Source organism: Kushneria sp. Sum13 (assembly GCF_052692355.1).
Map to the genome: position 1 here is coordinate 84,162 of NZ_CP199847.1, position 15,594 is coordinate 99,755.

15 protein-coding genes are annotated in these 15,594 nt (G+C 61.8%); 10 read left to right on the top strand and 5 right to left on the bottom strand.

What is annotated here, in order from left to right:
- The first annotated feature begins 25 nt into the window (after window positions 1-25).
- From ACUN8C_RS00395 to ACUN8C_RS00415, 5 genes are all read left to right on the top strand, one after another.
- Window positions 26-580, top strand: a complete 555-nt coding sequence (locus ACUN8C_RS00395) for a DUF6438 domain-containing protein (RefSeq protein ID WP_445620416.1) — start codon at window positions 26-28, stop codon at window positions 578-580.
- Entirely contained in the window at window positions 580-714 is a 135-nt protein-coding gene (locus ACUN8C_RS00400; RefSeq protein ID WP_108841129.1) for a DUF2256 domain-containing protein, read from the top strand. Before ACUN8C_RS00395 ends, ACUN8C_RS00400 begins: the two co-directional genes overlap by 1 nt.
- Before the next feature lie 73 nt (window positions 715-787).
- Window positions 788-1,039: a hypothetical protein gene (locus ACUN8C_RS00405; RefSeq protein ID WP_445620417.1), complete on the top strand. Its 252-nt coding sequence runs from the start codon at window positions 788-790 to the stop codon at window positions 1,037-1,039.
- Window positions 1,040-1,246: 207 nt separating this feature from the next.
- The gene (locus ACUN8C_RS00410) at window positions 1,247-2,923 is read left to right on the top strand and encodes a putative bifunctional diguanylate cyclase/phosphodiesterase (RefSeq protein WP_445620418.1); all 1,677 of its coding nucleotides are present in this window, start codon (window positions 1,247-1,249) and stop codon (window positions 2,921-2,923) included.
- A 31-nt stretch (window positions 2,924-2,954) separates the two neighbouring features.
- Window positions 2,955-3,824 (top strand): AraC family transcriptional regulator, encoded by an 870-nt coding sequence (locus ACUN8C_RS00415; protein ID WP_445620419.1) that lies wholly within the window; start codon window positions 2,955-2,957, stop codon window positions 3,822-3,824.
- Here the strand turns inward: ACUN8C_RS00415 and ACUN8C_RS00420 are convergent.
- Window positions 3,724-4,362 (bottom strand): LysE family translocator, encoded by a 639-nt coding sequence (locus ACUN8C_RS00420; RefSeq protein ID WP_445621884.1) that lies wholly within the window; start codon window positions 4,360-4,362, stop codon window positions 3,724-3,726. The two genes, ACUN8C_RS00415 and ACUN8C_RS00420, sit on opposite strands and share 101 nt — an antisense overlap.
- A gap of 176 nt (window positions 4,363-4,538) precedes the next feature.
- Between ACUN8C_RS00420 and ACUN8C_RS00425 the strand changes: the two genes are divergently transcribed.
- A complete protein-coding gene (locus ACUN8C_RS00425; RefSeq protein WP_445620420.1) occupies window positions 4,539-5,858 on the top strand; it encodes a lactonase family protein in 1,320 nt (439 codons plus the stop codon).
- Between the two features lie 63 nt (window positions 5,859-5,921).
- Here ACUN8C_RS00425 and ACUN8C_RS00430 read toward each other — a convergent pair whose 3' ends face one another.
- Together ACUN8C_RS00430 and ACUN8C_RS00435 are read right to left on the bottom strand one after the other, a co-directional pair.
- Window positions 5,922-6,890, bottom strand: coding sequence for an asparaginase (locus tag ACUN8C_RS00430; protein WP_445620421.1), 969 nt, complete (start codon window positions 6,888-6,890; stop codon window positions 5,922-5,924).
- Window positions 6,891-6,923: 33 nt separating this feature from the next.
- A complete protein-coding gene (locus ACUN8C_RS00435; RefSeq protein ID WP_445620422.1) occupies window positions 6,924-8,036 on the bottom strand; it encodes a DSD1 family PLP-dependent enzyme in 1,113 nt (370 codons plus the stop codon).
- A 95-nt stretch (window positions 8,037-8,131) separates the two neighbouring features.
- Here ACUN8C_RS00435 and ACUN8C_RS00440 point away from each other — a divergent pair, with 95 nt between their 5' ends.
- The 3 genes from ACUN8C_RS00440 to ACUN8C_RS00450 all read left to right on the top strand — a co-directional run bounded on the left by ACUN8C_RS00440 (window position 8,132) and on the right by ACUN8C_RS00450 (window position 10,406).
- A complete protein-coding gene (locus ACUN8C_RS00440; protein ID WP_445620423.1) occupies window positions 8,132-8,761 on the top strand; it encodes a helix-turn-helix transcriptional regulator in 630 nt (209 codons plus the stop codon).
- A gap of 132 nt (window positions 8,762-8,893) precedes the next feature.
- Window positions 8,894-9,856: a threo-3-hydroxy-L-aspartate ammonia-lyase gene (locus ACUN8C_RS00445; RefSeq protein WP_445620424.1), complete on the top strand. Its 963-nt coding sequence runs from the start codon at window positions 8,894-8,896 to the stop codon at window positions 9,854-9,856.
- Between the two features lie 193 nt (window positions 9,857-10,049).
- Entirely contained in the window at window positions 10,050-10,406 is a 357-nt protein-coding gene (locus tag ACUN8C_RS00450; RefSeq protein WP_445620425.1) for a RidA family protein, read from the top strand.
- Window positions 10,407-10,470: 64 nt separating this feature from the next.
- Here the strand turns inward: ACUN8C_RS00450 and ppsR are convergent, their stop codons facing one another.
- Window positions 10,471-11,292: a posphoenolpyruvate synthetase regulatory kinase/phosphorylase PpsR gene (ppsR, locus tag ACUN8C_RS00455; RefSeq protein ID WP_445620426.1), complete on the bottom strand. Its 822-nt coding sequence runs from the start codon at window positions 11,290-11,292 to the stop codon at window positions 10,471-10,473.
- 458 nt (window positions 11,293-11,750) lie between these two features.
- Here ppsR and ppsA point away from each other — a divergent pair, with 458 nt between their 5' ends.
- The gene (ppsA, locus tag ACUN8C_RS00460; protein WP_445620427.1) at window positions 11,751-14,207 is read left to right on the top strand and encodes a phosphoenolpyruvate synthase; all 2,457 of its coding nucleotides are present in this window, start codon (window positions 11,751-11,753) and stop codon (window positions 14,205-14,207) included.
- Window positions 14,208-14,290: 83 nt separating this feature from the next.
- Here ppsA and ACUN8C_RS00465 read toward each other — a convergent pair whose 3' ends face one another.
- Window positions 14,291-15,490: an ROK family transcriptional regulator gene (locus tag ACUN8C_RS00465; protein ID WP_445620428.1), complete on the bottom strand. Its 1,200-nt coding sequence runs from the start codon at window positions 15,488-15,490 to the stop codon at window positions 14,291-14,293.
- Window positions 15,491-15,594 lie beyond the last annotated feature (104 nt).

A 15,594-nucleotide genomic window follows, 5' to 3' on the forward strand; every position in this document is an offset into this window, starting at 1 on the left:
TGACATCACCTTCAGGGAGTCCTCCATGAAAGCGTTTCTTGTATCCGGTGTGTTGGCGGGCACTGTACTGCTGGCGGGCTGCGCGGGGAGCGGTGATCAGACGTCAGCCTCGGGGCGGGATGACCGTGCGGCGCCGGTCGCCGGTGATCTGGCCAGCATTCACTACGAGGTCGGCCCCTGCCACGGCTTCTGCCCGGTCTATTCCGTCGACGTTCGCGCCGATGGCACCACCACGTTTATTGGCCAGCAGCATACGCAGGTCTACGGCAAGCAGGCGCGGCAAAACGGGGAGCAGGCGTTCACCCGTCTTCAACGCACGCTGGCCCCTTGGCAGCCGGTGATGGCACAGCAGCGTGACACGCCTGACTGCGGCCCACGGATCACGGACATGTCGCATTACACCTTGACCTGGACCGGGCGTGACGGGCGCCAGGCGACGCTTTTGCACGACGGCGGCTGCCGCTCGGCCAGCGCGCTGTCGCTGACGCACCTGCTCCGTGAGGAAATCCCTCAAACGCTTGGATTGTCGAGCTGGATCGGTACGCCCGCGTCAAACGCAGTAACGACACCGGTCAACTGATGCAAAAGAAGTCTGATTTACCCACCAAAACCTGCCCGGTGTGTGGCCGCCCGTTTACCTGGCGCAAGAAGTGGGCGCGCAACTGGGACAGCGTGATCTACTGCTCCGAACGCTGTCGACGCTCGAAGTCATGAGACGGCGATAAAAGACATGAGATAGTGACCAGAGTCATGACACTGTTATCTCCTTGTCATCGGGATGACATCCGTGCTCGCCATGCTGCGTCTGACGAAGGCCATCCACGGTCACGGAGTAACGCTCATGCTGGGTCTGACATCACGGGAAATGGAACGGCTGGTACAGCGCGATATTCATCCGGTCTGCATCGAGGGCAATGACTGCTTGGTCAGAATGCACGGCCGCGTGCTGCGCTGCACACCTCATGACCTTCATCGACTGGCGGCACCTTCCCTGCGCGAGCGCATGCGCGGTCAGATCAACCGGCGCTCGAGCGCCTGAATGTTACGGCAGGTCGGGCGCTGCCGAAGGTTTGTCTGGCTCTGGTCAGCTGGCGGTGACGACAGCCTCTTTTGCACGCCCTGTGATTGGAAGGTATGAACGCGGAGTTCAGAGGATTAGAGTGGCGGCCGATATGCCTGTTCCGGAATTAGATATTCCTTAAATAGTCGCTGTCAGTCAGCGGCCGCCGCTCTGGTACTTCTTCTCATGCGAACCAAGGGTTATCTCCTGCGCCAGGGGCTTGTGCTCTTTGCCGCCACGCTTGTGATCCTCCTTTTGATCGCCGTGGCTTGGGAATTCTGGCTGGAGGCATCGGCCTTTCGGCTGCTGGGCTGGGGTGAACCGCCGGATCTCGATAATGTCTCGCGCTGGCGCTTTATCCTGACCTGCACCGGGTTTGCCGCCATTGCCATGGTCGTGCCGTGGATGTTGTCCCTGCGGTTGATCTGGCGGCTGCGTCACCGCTATCGACAGCTGCTGGCGGCCCGGGCGCGCAGCCACCATCTGGCCCGACACGACGCCCTGACCGATCTCATGAATCGACCCCACTTCATGACCCGCCTGCATGCCCGGCTCAGCCCGCTGCTGGAGCAGACCGCGCTGCTGGTGATCGATCTAGACGCCTTTCAGAAAGTCAATGATGCCCATGGCAGTACGGCCGGAGACTACGCCCTGCGCCGCATTGCCGGCCGGCTGAACCAGGTCCAGACCGTCGGCGACCCGCTGCTGGGGCGGTTGGGAGGTGACGAGTTCGTGGTGGCCCTGACCGGCGCGCTGAGCCGGCATGATCTTTTCGACCAGGCCCAGGCGCTACGGCGCCAGATACGCCAGCCGCTGGTCTGCGGCAGCCGGCGCGTGTCGCTGGAGGCCACCATCGGCATTGCCATCGCGCCGCTCCATGCCACCTCGGCCGATCAACTGCTTGCCGCGGCCTATGACGCCATGCATCAGGCCAAACGTTGCGGCGAGAACATCCGGGTGCAGGAAAACTGCCTGCCCGACGCGCAGCAGGCAGATGCCCATCGTGCCCAGCGCCTGCGCCAGGCGCTCGATGCCGGCGAGATCGTGCCCTTTTATCAGCCGGTGGTTGCCCTTTCCAACCGCAAGACGGCAGGGGTCGAGATGCTGGCGCGCTGGCAGCATCCCGAGCGCGGGCTGGTGCCGCCTGATGAGTTCATTCCGCTGATCGAAACCCTGGGGCTGATGCCGGAAATGACCCGACACCTGCTGGCCCGGGCAATGCATGATGCCCGGCAGTGGCCCGGCGAATGCTTTCTGGCCGTCAACATCACCGCCTCATATCTTGAAGACGAGGCGTTTGTCATGCAGATGGCGACACTGCTGAAAGCGCACGCGTTTCCGGCTGATCGTCTTGAGGTCGAAATTACCGAAAACGTGCTGATCGAGCGGCTGGACATTGTTCAGGAGAATCTGACCCGGCTGCACGATATGGGCGTGCGCGTGTCGCTGGATGATTTTGGCACCGGCTATTCGGGGCTTTATCATCTGGCCCGGCTGGACGTCGACAAGATCAAGATTGATCGCTCCTTTTTCAATGCCGAAGAAATCCGCCAGGACAGTCTGGTACGCATGATCATTGCCATGGGTCGGTCACTGGGCATGGGGGTTGTGGCCGAGGGCATCGAGGATGAGCGTCTGGCCGAACATCTGGCGCAGCAGGGCTGTCACTTCGGGCAGGGTTATCTCTTCGGTCGACCGATGCCGGCGCAGGCACTGCGTGAGCACCTCATGTCCGGTTCTCATGAAGCGCCCCGGCTGGATACTGGTGACCTGACTGGCCCCGACGACTTCTCTGATAAAGCGCGTGACATCGGCGTGCGCATCGAGGCCGAGATACGTGGGCCGGAAGATATTCGGGTATAACGAGTGTTTGCGCCACGAGTGTGAGAGGGCAATGGCACGCGCATCGCATGACATGCAGTTCTGGCGCCATCCGAACCTGCCCTGGCTGGAGGCGCGTCTGACCCGTGATGCACGGGCGGTGCACTATGCGCGCCACAGTCATGACACTCTGTCACTGGGGGCCGTGCTGGGTGGGGAGAGTCACTACGAGTACTGCCATGAGGGGCGTGAGCATGTCGTGCCGGTCTCGCGCGGAAGCGTGGTGGCCATGAATCCGGGCGAGGTTCATGCCTGTAATCCGGGCGATGACACGCCCTGGTCCTACCTCATGCTCTACATCGACCCACAGTGGATGGCACAGCGTCAGTCGGATGCTCAAGGGCGCTTTTGTCCGCTGGCTCGGCGCGTCAGTCGCAACCCGGGGCTCTATCAGGCGCTTTCCGCACTGGCTGCAAGTCTGTTCGAGTCAGGCCATCTGCCACATGCCAAAGAGATTGAGGGCGTGATCGATCAGGCGCTCAAGGTGCTGGGAACGTCACCTCAAAGCAGAACGGGTGAAGGCGAAGTCGCTGCTCGTGCAGCAGCGTTTATTCGCCAGCACTGTCTGTCGCCGCTGAGTCTTGAGCAGGTGGCCTGCGCCGTCGGATGTTCGCGATTTACCCTGATTCGAGGCTTTCGCCGTGACTACGGCATCACGCCCCATGCCTTTTTGATCGATTGCCGCATCCGCTGTGGCCAGCATGCGCTCAAGCGCGGTGCAGATATCGCCGAGACCGCGCTGAGCTGTCGCTTTGCCGACCAGGCGCACTTCCAGCGCACCTTCAAGCGGCTGACGGCGGCAACCCCACAGCAGTACCGCCAGACGACATCAGCCCCATGGCCAGTGCGCTGGCCATCAGCAGCGCTGCCATTATCCGATTGAGCCTTCTCAGGTGGTGCGGCCGGGTCAGCCGTGTCCCCAGCCAGCTTCCCATGGCCGCCCAGGTCGTGATGCTGACATAGCACAGGATAAAAAAGAGGATGGCCAGCACCGCGATGCCAAAGCCATCCCGGGTATAGGCACTGACGGCCGCGGCAGACGCCACCCACGCCTTGGGATTGAGCCACTGCATCAGCGCGCCGTGCCAGAATGAAGGGGCTGTCGTGGGCACGGTGGCCACTTCCCGGCCGGTCGACATGATCAACATCGTGGCCATGTAGAGCAGGAAGGCCACGCCCACCCAGCGCAGTATTACCCCGGTCAGCGGTACCTGTTGAAACAGCGACTGCAGCCCCAGCCCGACCAGCACCAGCAGCAGGGTAAAGCCGATGCTCGCTCCCGTGACATGGCGCAGGCTTTGTCTGAAACCGTGATTGAGTCCAGCGCTCAGCGCCATGATATTGACAGGCCCCGGCGTCAGCGAGGCGGCCAGCGCAAAGGCGGCCATGGAGAGCAACAGGGTAGAAGACAAGACAGACACTCCCGGGTCGTTGATGCATGAAGATGGCATCAACGCGCGATCGGGTATTGAACAATATTGCCTGCCCAGAATATCGAGGCCCCTGCCAATGTTTGAGGCGCCACCAAGGTCTGGATTGTCGGTTCAAGCGGGAACGCCAATGCTTGAGGCCTTCTTTCTTCTGCAGAGGGCGCGACATGAATGGGCAATCAGAGGGTGTAGACAGCGTATTGACCGACGAGATGCGTCGCCGGCTTCTCAAGGGCATGGGAGCAGCCGCTGGTGCCGTGGCGTTTTACCCGCTGTTTTCGGCCGGTAGTGCGATGGCCGCTTCCAATGGCGGTGGCGTCAGTGGCGCGCAATACGTCTATGTCGGCACCTATACCGGTCCCAATACGGCGCCGGGCGGTGTGGCGCCCAGCCAGGCCCGGGGGATTTATGTGTTTCGCATGGACCCGGCGCAGGGTTTACTCACTCAGGTGCAGGTCATGGACGCCGAAAATCCTTCCTTTCTGGCCGTCTCGCCGGATCGTCGCTATCTCTACAGCGTCAACGAGCTCGGGCCGGATGCCGCCGGTAAACCGCAGGGGCGGGTCAGTGCCTATCGCATTGATCCTGCCAGTGGAGAGCTTGCCTTTATCAATACCCGACCCACGCAGGGCAGCTGGACCTGCTACTGCTCGGTACATCCCTCCGGCCGCTATCTGTTTGCCGCCAACTACGGCACCGGCAGTTTTTCGGTCTTCCCGCTGGGGGATAACGGCGAGATCAGGGAGATGAGCGATCTGGTCGAGTCACCGCCCAATGGGCTGGGCCCGGATGGTGTGCGTCAGGAAGGGGCGCATGCCCACATGATGATCACGGGACCGGGTGGCCATCACGTCTTTGGCATCGATCTGGGGGCGGATCGGCTGCTGGCGTTCGAGCTCGACATGGACAGCGGCAGGCTCTCGCCGGGGCCGGTGCCCTATGCCAACGTGGCCTCGGGCAGCGGCTGTCGGCATATGGTCTTTCATCCGCAAAAACCCTATGCCTACGTGCTCAACGAGCTGTCTTCCACGGTGGATGTTTTTGATTTCTACCCTGAGCGCGGCAGTTTCATCCAGACCCAGTCGCTGTCGACCCTGCCGGCGGACAGCGAATTCGGCCGGCCGGTGTTCAACCCCGATAACCCGGGTGAGGTGCCCACGGGCAGCAATACCACCGCCGAGCTTCGAATCCATCCGCAGGGCGGTTTCCTCTACGCCACCAATCGCGGCATGAACAGCATTGCCATGTTTCGGGTGGACGAGGACAGTGGCCGGCTGATCAATACCGGCTGGGTGTCCAGCGGCGGCGAGATCCCGCGTGGCATGAATCTGGACCCATCGGGGCGTTTTCTCTATGTCGGCAACCAGAACAGCGACACCATCAAGGTGTTCAACATTCACCCGCAAAACGGAACGCTGGAAGGCCCGATCCACACGGTCAACTCGCCGGTGCCGGTCGATTTTGCCTTCAATGCTGTCAGCGGCTGATCAAGGGTCAATGCCCGGTTAACGCTCAAAAAGCGCCGTTGCAGTCAACGGCGCCTCTTGGTATCAGCCGCGATACAGCGCCAGCATCAGCGCGATTCTGGCCTTCACCGGCGAGAGATCCGCCATGATCGGGAAGCTGGCATCAGGGGTGGGCAGCAGCCGCCCCTCGTTACAGCGCGCGGCCACCCTCACCTCGATCCCGACAGCCTGTGCCCGAAGTGCCGCCTGCTCAAGGTCACGATGAAGGCTGGCATTGCCCGTGGCGCCCAGCACGATACCGGCCACTGCCCCACAGACACCGTTCTGTCGCTCACGCACGAGGGTATCGATCAGCGTGCCGCTGGCACCGGCATGACTGAGCACGATTTCCACACGAGGCCAGTGCCCGGCACCCGGCACCGTCACCGGCTCGCTCGAGGGCCGGCGCGGCCAGGGACGCAGCAGCCGTGGCTGTCCTTCTTCCATGTAGCCCACCGGGCCGGTATCACCGGAGCCAAACGCGTTAAGGCGATAGGGGTGTGTCTTTCGCACCGCTACCGCGTCGTGAATGTCACCGGCACAAACCACCGTTACCCCTGCCGCATCAACCGTTGCCGCCACGGCCAGCGCGTCGCGCAGATTCTGTGGGCCATCCGGCATCAGCGCGGTCGACGGGCGCATGGCGCAGGCCAGCACGACGGGTTTGGGAGAAGAGAGCACCGAGTGCAGAAAAAACGCCGTCTCCTCAATGGTGTCGGTGCCGTGCGTGATGACCACGCCTGCGACGTCATCGTGGGCCAGCCAGTGCTCGCAGCGCTCATGCAGCGCCTGCCAGGTCGCGGTGTCCATGTCCTTGCTGTCGAGCTGAGCGATCTGCTCGGCGTGCAGGGCAAAGCCTTCCGGCGCGGTAAAGCCCCCCAGCAGAGCCTCCACGGACACCGTGCCTGCGGTGTAGCCAAGGTTGGCACCGGCCTGTGGGGAAGAGCCGGCAATGGTGCCGCCGGTGCCAAGCACCACGAGGCGGCGTGATCCTGTCGATGAAGGGTGTGTCATGAGGGCTGCTCCCTGATTGCTAGCCATAAAAGATTACCAGCCGTAAAAGCGGGGCCAGAGCTCGATGCCACCGTCAGGGCGCAGGGCGCCGTATTGCGGATGCTGGGCACCGGTGGCACAGGCGTGGTTGGGCAGAATACGCAGGCGCGTGCCGATGGGGAAACGTTGTTTGATGTCGTGATCGACGTCGCGGGTATACGACAGGATGCCGTGCTCCTGATTGGCACCGCTGAGGATATAGCCTGACAGTACGGTGCCGTCTTCAGTGCAGGCCTGGCCGAAACCAAAGTCGTGTGACTGCTTCTGCGTGCCGCGGTCGCGGCTCATGGCCATCCAGCCGGCATCAACAATGGCCCACCCCTTTTCTTCCTGATGGCCGATGACGGTGGTGAGCACGCTCAGTGCGATGTCATCAAGCGTACAGACGCCCACATTGTGCATGACCAGATCGAACAGCACGTAAACGCCGGCGCGGACTTCCGTCACCCCCTCGAGGTGCCCGGCGCTCAGGGCGGTAGGCGTCGAGCCCACGCTGACCACGGGGCATGCAAAACCGGCGTCCCGAAGTCTGTCTGCTGCTCGCACGGCCCCGGCACGCTCCTGTTCGGCGATGCTCAGCAGGTCTTCAGGGGTACTGTAATCGTAGCTGGAGCCTGCATGGGTCATGACGCCACCGAAACGCATGCCGCTCTCCTGCAGGGCTCGCGCAATCTCCAGCAGGGCAGCGTCCTCGGGTTTGACGCCCGAGCGATGGCCATCCGAATCGATCTCGATCCAGACCTCAAGGGCGGCGTCATGCGCCTTGCCGAAGTCACCGATGGCGTGGGCCGCCTCGGCACTGTCCACGATGAGCTTCAGGTCGCAGCCCTGCTGACGCAGTGCCAGCGCCTGAGAAAGCTTGCTCGGCACCATGCCCACGGCATACAGGATGTCGGTCATGCCGGCCTCGAAAAACTGCTCGGCCTCCTTGAGCGTCGAGACGGTGATGCCCTGCGCTCCGGCCGCCATTTGCGCCTGGGCCACGGCGGGACACTTGGTGGTCTTGACGTGAGGGCGAAAGCGCACCCCAAGCGCGTCCATTCGCCCCTGCATGCGTTCGACATCGATCAGCGCAGCAGGGGTTTCAAGGTTCTGGATCGTGGTCATGGGGCTCTCGATCTAAAGACGTAGAAGACCGTATATTGACACTTTGTAAAACAATGAACAAAATGTCAAAAAATCCAAGGCAGCGAGCGCTCAACATGATACAACGCACTCCGGAGCAGCAGTTGCTGCTTGAACAGCTTCAGCAGGTCGCGGACGGCATCGCCCAGACCTTCGCGCCGTTTTGTGAGGTGGTAGTGCATGACCTGCTCAATCCCTCTCATGCGGTGCTTGCGATCCATAACAATCTGTCCGGTCGGGAGGCCGGTCATCCGGCCACCGAGCTGGGCCTGGCCCGTATTCAGGACGCCAGTGTCGAGCAGGTCATTGCCAACTATCCCAACAGCTTCTCGGATGGTCGTCAGGTCAAGAGCACCTCGATCGGCATCAAGGATGCCGACGGGCAATACATCGCCGCGCTGTGCATGAACATCGATCTCAGCGTGTTCCAGGGCTTTCAGGGCATGCTGAACCAGTTCGTGGATATTCAGATGACGGCGCCCGCGAAAGAGACGTTTGATCCCATGGGGGCAGATGCCATCCGCGACCGGATCAATCAGTTTGCAGCGCGCCTGGCCACCACGCCCCGCGCGCTCAAGGCAGAAGATCGCCGTACGCTGGTCAAGGAGCTCAAGGCCGCGGGACTGCTGGAGTTGCGTCGGGCGATGGAAATTGTCGCCGCTCACCTGGGCGTTTCCCGGGCCTCGGTCTACGGCTATGCGAAATAGCGGCGGTATCCGGATTCAGATGCGGTAGAGACACTGTGCTGTTGCAAACAATGGCGCTTTTGCAAACAAAAGCCGCGCCCGGCGCGGATATCAACCCGTGTGGAACGGCTGACAGGCCGAGAGAGGAGTCTCATGAACCATCTTCCCACCTTTGACGATGTTCTCGCTGCATCAAGGCGACTCGAGGGCCACGCACGCAGAACCCCGGTGATGACGTCGCGTACCCTGGATGACGTCATGGGCGCGCAGGTGTTTTTCAAATGCGAAAACTTTCAGCGCATGGGCGCCTTCAAGTTCCGGGGCGCCTTCAATGCGCTCTCAAAATTCAGTCCCGAGCAAAAGCGTGCCGGCGTGGTGGCGTTCTCTTCCGGCAATCACGCCCAGGCCATTGCCCTTTCCGCCAGGATTCTGGGAATCCCGGCCACCATCGTCATGCCCCAGGATGCCCCGAAGGCCAAGGTCGACGCCACCAAAGGCTACGGCGGGCACGTGGTGATGTATGACCGCTATACCGAAGACCGGGAGCAGATTGGTCGCGACCTGGCCGAGCAGCAGGGCCTGACGCTGATCCCGCCCTATGATCACCCCGATGTTCTGGCGGGGCAGGGCACGGCCGCCAAAGAGCTGTTTGAGGAAGTTGGCGAGCTGGATGCGCTGTTTGTTTGTCTGGGCGGCGGTGGCCTGCTGGCAGGCTCTGCGCTGGCCACCAGGGCGCTGTCACCGGACTGCAGAATCTATGGTGTCGAGCCCGAGGCGGGCAACGATGGGCAGCAATCGTTTCGCAGTGGTCAGATCGTTCATATCGAGACACCCAGGACCATTGCCGATGGCGCACAGACCCAGCATCTGGGCCAGATCACCTTTCCGATCATCCAGCGCGATGTCGATGACATCCTCACCGCCACGGACGCCGAGCTTGTCGAGTGCATGTCGTTTATGGCCGAGCGCATGAAGCTGGTGGTCGAACCGACCGGCTGCCTTGGCCTTGCCGCCGCGCGGCAGATGAAAGACGAGCTCAAGGGCAAGCGTGTCGGCGTCATCGTCAGCGGTGGCAACGTCGACATGGCGAGATTTGCCAGTCTTTTGACCTCTTAATGCCGTGAGCGGCCCGCCTCCGGGCCGCTCATTTCCCTCCCGACCCGCAGGGCTTCGATCCTTCCTGATCGACGGTCAGGAGCGCTCTTGTCCCTTGAGAAAGGACCCCTAAGGACATGTTTATCGATAAAGGAAAGGACCGCTCATCATGAATCAAGCCGTTCACCCTCCCGAACTTTGCTGTGAGAACAGCTTGGAAATTTCCCGTCCCGGCGGACATTACTCCCATGTCTGCATGGGCGCCGGCCAGGTCTTCATCTCCGGTCAGCTCCCGATCCGCCCGGATGGGTCGCAGCTCAATGACGCCTCCTTCGAGGATCAGGCCCGCCAGGTGCTGGCCAATGTCGATGCCTGCCTGGCCTGTGCAGGTGTGGATAGAAAAAACCTGATGCAGGTGCGCATTTACGTCACCGATATCAACCACTGGCCGGCGTTCAACGAGCTTTATGCCGAGTGGCTCGGAGCGCATCGCCCGGCGCGCGCGGTCGCCGGCGTGGCCCAGCTGCACTTTGGTTTCGCAGTTGAGGTCGAGGCGGTCGCGCTGCTCTGAACCGGGCTTTGTAGCACTTTTGGGTCATGGGCCGGCACTGGCCGGCTTCTCATGAGTGGCGCCTTTAGAAAATGCGCCGGTCGATGCCGAGGGTGTCCATCAGCCGAGTGGCGATCTCTTCGACCGAGTAGTTGGTGGTGTCCAGGTAGGGAATGCGCAGGCGACGATAGAGCGCCTCGACCTCGGAAAGCTCCAGCCGACACTGCCTGAGAGAGGCATAGGTGCTGGCGGTGCGCCGCTCGTTGCGAATGGCGGCAAGCCGGTCGGCGTTGATGGTCAATCCGAACAGCTTGCCGCGCTGCTCGCGCAGCGCCGGCGGCAGCGCCAGACGATCCATGTCATCGGCAATGAAGGGATAGTTGGCGACTCGCAGACCAAACTGCATGGCCAGATAAAGGCTCGTGGGCGTTTTGCCGCAGCGCGACACGCCGATCAGGATGACCTGTGCCTGCTCGAGATGGCGCAGTGACAGGCCATCATCATGGGCCAGGGCGTAATCAATCGCTGCAATGCGCTCGTCATAGCGTGCCACGTTGCGCTGGTTGAGCCCGTGGGTGCGGTGCAGCGTCGGATGCGGCGCCATGTTGAGCTCTTCGCTGAGCGGGGCGATTACCGATTCAATCACGTCGTGACAAAAGCCGTGGCTCGACAGAATGATCTGGCGGATTTCATCGCTGACAATCGAGTAAAAGACGATGGGTCGCTCGCCGGTATCGGCAAAGATTCGGTCGATGCGCTCACGGATCTCGTTGGCGCGTTCCCGGGTGTCGACAAAGGGCCAGGTACGCTGGGTAAATTCCGTATCAAACTGGGAGAGAACGGCGTGGCCCAGCACCTCCATGGTAATGGCGGTGCCATCGGAAATATAAAACACTGTTTTTGGCATAAGAGCCTCTCTTCCCGACATAAAAAAACGCGATTTATCAAACATTAAACCACGGCAACGGTCAAAATGGTGCAATGCCATTGCGACCTTATTTGTCAAATTTGCGCACGCACTACAAAGCGTGTAGTGGTTTTTTGTGTCGCTATTTTTTCTTATTTTTCCTTTATTTTCAGCGCTTTTAATGCCGATGTTAAGACTTTAAGCTAACGACGTGTAGTAGTCTTTCAAAATGCCCCTGGTCTTAAAACATGTCATAAAGGCTATGGCAGGCCGAAAAAAATGATTACGCTCTGCTCGGCTGTCATGTGACAGAAGAATCTGAAAAACGTCGTTTTTATTCGGTCGTGCGATGGTCTGACACGCCCTGAGCGGCGTTTTTTTACGTTGTTGACTTTTGGGTAGGGCACCGCCGATAGCTTCGAGCATTGGCGGCTAAAGGATTGCCGGGAGAGACGAAAATGAGTGATCGCAAGGTGACAGACGACAATCGCCCCAACAGCGCCGAGCTGGATGTGCTCTGGTACGACCAGGTGGGCATGAACGATGTGGATCGTGTCGGTGGCAAGAATGCCTCACTGGGCGAGATGATCAGTCATCTGAGCAGTCTGGGCGTTCAGGTCCCCAATGGCTTTGCGACCACCGCCGATGCATGGCGACGCTTTCTGGAACAGAGCGGTCTGGATGCCCGCATTCATGCCCTGCTCGATGAGACCGACATCGACGATACCCAAGCGCTGTCCGCTGCCGGTACGCGCATTCGTCAGTGGGTGATCGACACCCCCTTTACCGCCGAGCTCGATGACGCCATCGCCAGCGCCTACCAGCAGCTGGCCGGCGACAACCCGAACGCCTCCTTTGCGGTCCGCTCATCGGCCACTGCCGAGGACATGCCGGACGCCTCCTTTGCCGGTCAGCAGGAAACGTTCCTCAATGTGCAGGGGCTGGACGCCGTACGCGAAGCGATCCACCACGTGTTTGCGTCGCTGTTCAACGACCGTGCGATCTCCTACCGCGTTCACCAGGGCTACGACCACAAGGGCGTGGCCCTGTCTGCCGGCGTGCAGCGCATGGTGCGCTCGGATCTGGCCACCTCGGGCGTCATGTTCACCATCGACACCGAATCCGGCTTTGATCAGGTCGTGTTCATCACCGCGGCCTGGGGACTGGGCGAGATGGTGGTGCAGGGCGCCGTCAACCCGGATGAATACTACGTTCACAAGCCCGGCCTTGCCGCCAACCGTCCTTCGGTCGTGCGCCGCAGCATGGGGACCAAGGCCGAGCGCATGGTGTATGCCGACGATCGCGCCCATGGCAAGCAGGTGCGCATCGAGCCGGTCGACGCCGCAGACCAGGATCGTTTCTGTCTGAGCGATGACGAGATCGAGGCACTGGCCCGTCAGGCCATGCTGATCGAGGAACACTACGGCCGCCCGATGGACATCGAGTGGGCCAAGGACGGTCATACCGGCGAGCTTTTGATCGTGCAGGCGCGTCCGGAAACCGTGCGTTCGCGCAAGCAGGTCATGGAGCGCTACCACCTCAAGTCGCGCGGCCCGGTGATTGCCGAAGGCCGTGCCATCGGTCAGCGTATCGGTGCCGGCCCCGTCAAGATCATCTCCGACATCAGCCAGATGCATGAAGTCTCGCCCGGCGATGTGCTGGTCACCGACATGACCGACCCGGACTGGGAACCGATCATGAAGCGTGCCGCGGCGATCGTGACCAATCGCGGCGGACGGACCTGCCACGCAGCGATCATCGCTCGCGAGCTGGGTATTCCGGCCGTGGTCGGCTGTGGCGATGCCACCGAGCGTCTGATTTCGACCTCGCATGTCACCGTCTCCTGCGCCGAGGGCGATACCGGCTACATCTATGACGGGGAGCTGGAATTTGAAATCAAGAGCGCCGCCATTGATGACCTGCCGGAACTGCCGCTCAAGCTGATGATGAACGTCGGTAACCCCGACCGTGCCTTTGACTTTGCCACGCTGCCCAACGAGGGCGTGGGTCTGGCGCGTCTCGAGTTCATCATCAACCGCATGATCGGGATTCACCCGCGCGCCCTGCTGGAATTTGATCGCCAGACCCCGGCGCTGCAGGCCGAGATCAAAAGCCGCATCGCCGGCTACTCTGACCCGGTCGAGTTCTACGTGGCCCGTCTGACCGAAGGGATGGCCACGCTGGCCGCCGCATTCTGGCCCAAGCGGGTGATTGTGCGCCTGTCGGACTTCAAGACCAACGAATACGCCAACCTGGTGGGCGGTGAGCAGTACGAGCCGCATGAGGAAAACCCGATGCTGGGCTTCCGCGGCGCTGGTCGCTACGTGTCGCCGGACTTCCGCGACTGCTTTGCGCTCGAGTGCCAGGCCGTCAAGCGGGTGCGCGATGTCATGGGTCTTGAAAACGTCGAGATCATGATTCCGTTCGTGCGCACGCTCAAGGACGCCAGCGCCGTGATCGAGACGCTGGAAACCCACGGGCTCAAGCGCGGTGAAAACGGCCTCAAGGTCATCATGATGTGCGAGCTGCCCTCCAATGCGCTGCTGGCCGATCAGTTCCTCGAGTACTTCGATGGCTTCTCGATCGGTTCCAACGACATGACCCAGCTCACGCTGGGGCTGGACCGCGACTCCGGTACGGTCTCGGAGCAGTTTGATGAGCGCAACGAGGCAGTTTTGGCATTGCTGTCGATGGCCATTCGCGCCGCCAAGCGTCAGAACAAGTATGTGGGCATCTGCGGGCAGGGCCCGTCGGACCACCCGGACTTCGCCGCCTGGCTGATGAGTGAAGGCATCGACAGTCTGTCGCTCAACCCGGATACCGTGATCAATACCTGGATTGCGCTGGGTGAGCAGGGTGACAGCAGCGCGCCTCAGGACGGCAGCGGCAAGCCGGCGTCACTGATCAACCGGTAAGCCCTTCGTCATGCCATCGACCGTTCGGCCCGCAAGGGTCGGGCGGTTTTTTTAATGTCTGAAGTGCAGGGCACAGGACCGGGTTAAAGCGGTTCCTCAAGGACGGCCAGAGCACTGGCCATGATCAGTGCTGCCGCGCCACGGGCCGGCATCAGATGACCCTGCGTCAGCACGCGGGGGGTGATCAGGGTGGCCTCCGGTAGCAGTCGACGCTGGGTGCTGGCAAAGCAGTCGAGCGCCGGGCCCATGAACGCCGGGCCAAGGGCGGTGAGCGTGCCGCCGATCGCGATCTCGGCGGGGTTGAGCGTGTGGTGCAGGTTGTGCAGCAACATGCCCAGCGCGCGACCGGCGCGCTCAAGCACCGGAGCAGTCTGGGCCTCGGGCAGGGCCGCCACGGCCGTGATCAGATCATCGTCATCGTTGATGCCGAGCTGCTGGCGCAGGCGCCAGCCGCTGACCAGCGTCTCGGCGCAGCCATGGTTGCCGCAGTGGCACAGCGTGCCCTCCGGGTCGAGCAGGGTATGACCGATTTCACCGGCCAGACCATGAATCCCGCGGATAATGCGGGGCGGGGCACCATTTTCTACCAGACCACTGCCAATACCGGTATCGGCGCTGACAAACAGCAGCGATTCCGGCGCGTCGTGGGTGGCGAAGTAAAGCTCGCCGAAGGCGGCCAGCGAGGACTCGTTGTCCATCAGCTTGAGGCCCGGCAGCGCTGGCAGATAGCGCGTCAATAGATCGAGAAATCTGACCTGATGCCAGCCCAGATTGGGCGCAAGCCCGAGCAGCGGTTCATTCGGCATGACCGGGCCTGGCAGGGCCACGCCCACACCCAGCAGCCGACGCTCACCGAGCGCTTCGCTTTCAAGCAGGGTCGTGATTTCCTGGGCCAGCTGGCGGGCGGCCTCTTCCGGCGTGGTTTTTGACAGCGGTATGCAGCGCTGCGCCAGCGTTGCTCCGGACAGCGTACAGGCCAGCACCCGGAGTTCGTGGACGCCGACCTCGGCCCCGAGCAGCAGATGGCGGTGTTCACCGAGAAACAGTTCACGTCCCGGTCGGCCGCCCCGTCGGCGCTGAAGCGATCCTTCCTCGAGCCAGCCACTCTCCAGCAGGGGCATCACGGCGCTGCCCACGGTGACCTTGGTCAGGCCTGTCAGGCGTGCCAGTTCGGTGCGCGTCATGTTTGGGCTGCGCCTGAGGGCATCAAGAATGGCCAGCCGATTGCGCTGCTTCAGGGAGTTAAGATCGCCGGCAGGGCGTGAGTCTGGCAAGCGGGTCATGGCAACGGGCACCGGTAGCGAAAGGGAATAAAGCATCAAGGGCCATCAACCGGCAGGAAGCATCGACCGCCTGTCGTCATCTCCTATCATTGGCTGCGCCCCGG

Bases quoted from the DNA above. Each gene is read 5' to 3' on its own strand.
- ACUN8C_RS00395 (WP_445620416.1), top strand. From the start codon at position 26: ATGAAAGCGTTTCTTGTATCCGGTGTGTTGGCGGGCACTGTACTGCTG.
- ACUN8C_RS00400 (WP_108841129.1), top strand. From the start codon at position 580: ATGCAAAAGAAGTCTGATTTACCCACCAAAACCTGCCCGGTGTGTGGC.
- ACUN8C_RS00410 (WP_445620418.1), top strand. From the start codon at position 1,247: ATGCGAACCAAGGGTTATCTCCTGCGCCAGGGGCTTGTGCTCTTTGCC.
- ACUN8C_RS00415 (WP_445620419.1), top strand. From the start codon at position 2,955: ATGGCACGCGCATCGCATGACATGCAGTTCTGGCGCCATCCGAACCTG.
- ACUN8C_RS00425 (WP_445620420.1), top strand. From the start codon at position 4,539: ATGAATGGGCAATCAGAGGGTGTAGACAGCGTATTGACCGACGAGATG.
- ACUN8C_RS00430 (WP_445620421.1), bottom strand. From the start codon at position 6,890: ATGACACACCCTTCATCGACAGGATCACGCCGCCTCGTGGTGCTTGGC.
- ACUN8C_RS00435 (WP_445620422.1), bottom strand. From the start codon at position 8,036: ATGACCACGATCCAGAACCTTGAAACCCCTGCTGCGCTGATCGATGTC.
- ACUN8C_RS00440 (WP_445620423.1), top strand. From the start codon at position 8,132: ATGATACAACGCACTCCGGAGCAGCAGTTGCTGCTTGAACAGCTTCAG.
- ACUN8C_RS00445 (WP_445620424.1), top strand. From the start codon at position 8,894: ATGAACCATCTTCCCACCTTTGACGATGTTCTCGCTGCATCAAGGCGA.
- ppsR (WP_445620426.1), bottom strand. From the start codon at position 11,292: ATGCCAAAAACAGTGTTTTATATTTCCGATGGCACCGCCATTACCATG.
- ppsA (WP_445620427.1), top strand. From the start codon at position 11,751: ATGAGTGATCGCAAGGTGACAGACGACAATCGCCCCAACAGCGCCGAG.
- ACUN8C_RS00465 (WP_445620428.1), bottom strand. From the start codon at position 15,490: ATGACCCGCTTGCCAGACTCACGCCCTGCCGGCGATCTTAACTCCCTG.